This is a genomic window from Candidatus Obscuribacterales bacterium (genome assembly GCA_036703605.1).
Taxonomy (GTDB): domain Bacteria; phylum Cyanobacteriota; class Cyanobacteriia; order RECH01; family RECH01; genus RECH01.
The window spans coordinates 1-2,058 of record DATNRH010000246.1; the positions used below are offsets into that span (position 1 = coordinate 1).

1 protein-coding gene is annotated in these 2,058 nt (G+C 53.1%); it reads right to left on the reverse strand.

What is annotated here, in order from left to right; translation table 11 throughout:
* Positions 1-2,058 (reverse strand): GAF domain-containing protein (locus V6D20_05225; protein ID HEY9815191.1); only part of this gene is annotated, 2,058 nt, incomplete at both ends.

Consider the following 2,058-nt stretch of genomic DNA (forward strand, 5'->3'; position numbering starts at 1 on the left):
GTTGATTAACTCTAATAGATGCAGACCGCTGCGCTCGATGGTTTGCAAAGCCCTAATTTGTTCCGTATTCACTGGGCCAAATACATCGTCCTGCAAGCCCTCAGACATACCCAGAATGGCATTGAGGGGAGTACGAAGTTCGTGGCTCATGTTGGCTAAGAACTCATCCTTGAGGCGGGTGGCACGGAGCAGTTCTTGGTTACGTTCGGTGAGCTGTTGCTGAGCCAACTGGCGTTCGGTGAGTTCTTGCTGCAACTGCTCAAACAAGTGGGATTGCTGGATGGCGATCGCCAGTTGGTTGGCAATTTGCTGCAAAAGCTGGGCCTCGTCTTGATGCCAGACCCGCCGGGTATGGCAGGCATGAACTACTAGTACTCCCCACAGTTTATTCTTGCTCTCGGGAGATGCCCAGCGATGGGCTTCGGAATCGTGCAGTTCTTGGAGAATGGGGGCAACAATTTTGGACTGAATCTGTCCGGTCTGGGAATAGTCCACCAAACAACCTGTCCAGATATCGTCCATCACGTCTGGCACAATTCGGGGCTGCCCCTGCCAGTAGTGTTCTAGAATCTCTGGAGACCAGATTTCATCCTCCCAGTGCATAGATTTGAGGCGGGGTAAGTTGGGGGCGACGGCTTCTTCGACGATGTGGCTGTGGCCATCGTGGCAAACCTGAAACACGATCACCCGATCGCTGTGCAAAATCTCCTGCACCTGCTGGGTGGCAATCGCCAAGATTTCTTGTAGATCGAGAGACTGTCGGATCTGTTGCAGAATCAGCTCTAGGGCCGTTTGCTGCCGTAGTTGCTGAATGACTTTGGTCTCTGCCCTTTGGCGTTCCTGCAATTCGGTCTGGAGCTGTTCGTAGAGAATGGCCTGCTGGATGGCGATCGCCAACTGGTTGGCCAGTTGATGCCCTAGGGCAATTTCCGGCTGCTGCCAATAGCGGGGCCCATCACACTGATGAACACACAGCAGCCCCCACAACTGATCGTTGCAGAGCAAGGGCATGACCAAGTTGGCCCGCACCTGAAACTCGCTCAAAATGTCGGTATGGCAGGTCTCTAAGCCATTCCGGTAGATGTCGTCTACGACGTAGTAGCGCCCTTGGGCATAGAGGTTGGCATAGTTTTCACCAAAGCAGTGGTCATGCACCCGCATGGCCACCACGGAAGGGAAGCCATTCATCACCGACTCCGCCACAAATTCGCCGTTGTTGTAGCCAGAGTTGGGGTCAAGCTTGAAAATGCCCACCCGATCGGCTTGCAGGCAGGTGCGAATTTCCTGACAGGCGGTGTCAAAAATAGTCTGTAGGTCGAGGGATTGGCGAATACGCTGGCTGATCTCCCGCAGGACGGTTTCTCGTGCTGCTTGCTGACGAATAATTTCTTCACTGTATTTGCGCTCAGTAATATCTTCAGCAATGCCGGCTAGACGGTAAATCTCGCCCTGGGCATTGCGGATGGGGAAGGCCCGATCATGAATCCAGCGCTGGGTGCCATCGGGGCGGATAATCCGATATTCTTCGTCGAAGGTGCCTTGAATTTGTTTGGGAATAGCTGCTAACACCCGCTCCCGGTCGCCAGCATGGATCATCTCAACCCAGGCGTCGGGGGTCACGTAGAGTTCGACACAGGGGCGGCCCCAAATCCGTTCATAGGCGGGGCTGACGTAGACCCGATCAGTACGATTGAGATGCAAGATCCAAAAGACCGCATCGACTACTTCGGCAAGTTGGCGGAACTTTTCTTCACTTTCCCGCAGGGCATCTTCTGCTTGCTTGCGATCGCTGATATCCTCGCAAACACAAATCAGGAGGTTGTCTGCTGCGATCGTCAGCGACAACTGCTCAGGGAAGGTTGTTCCATCTTTGCGAGTTGCTATTACTTCTCCCTGCCAAGACATTTGCTCGTATAAAACAGGCAAAATGTCCTGATCAAACCGTTCTAGTTCCTCAGGAGAATATATAACTCGCCAACTCTGTCCGATCAGTTCTTCCGTAGTTTGATAGCCAAACAATGCCGCATGGGAGGAGTTGAGATATAGGTAACGCCCATC